Source organism: Polaribacter sp. (genome assembly GCF_965656025.1).
Classification (GTDB): Bacteria; Bacteroidota; Bacteroidia; order Flavobacteriales; family Flavobacteriaceae; genus Polaribacter.
The window spans coordinates 15,798-16,235 of record NZ_CBFHJT010000067.1 but is presented as its reverse complement, the minus strand read 5'-3'; the positions used below and the strand labels follow the sequence as shown (position 1 = coordinate 16,235).

At 31.7% G+C, this 438-nt stretch carries 1 protein-coding gene; it reads left to right on the top strand.

Going from position 1 to position 438, the window contains the following annotated elements:
• Positions 1–37: 37 nt before the first annotated feature.
• Positions 38–438 (top strand): nicotinate (nicotinamide) nucleotide adenylyltransferase (gene nadD, locus ACTG3S_RS11830; RefSeq protein ID WP_439129556.1); only part of this gene is annotated, 401 nt, incomplete at its 3' end.

Genomic DNA, 438 nt, shown 5'->3' with positions numbered 1-438 from the left:
CTTACAACTTCAAAACTATAACCTCCGACAATATATTATGAAAATTGGTTTATATTTTGGTACATTCAACCCCATACATGTGGGGCATCTTATAATTGCCAATTATATGGTAGAAAATTCAGATTTAGATGAAATCTGGATGGTGGTAACACCACATAATCCTTTTAAAAAGAAAAGTAGTTTACTAGAAAATCATCATCGATTTGAGTTGGTGTATAGAGCCACTGAAAACTACACAAAAATTAAACCCTCAGACATCGAATTTAAATTGCCACAACCCAACTATACGGTGCATACTTTGGCGCATATTTCAGACAAATATCCTACTAAAGAATTTAGCCTAATTATGGGAGAAGACAATTTAAAAAGTTTTCATAAATGGAAAAATTTTGAAACCATTTTAGAACATCATCACATCTATGTATACCCAAGAATTGC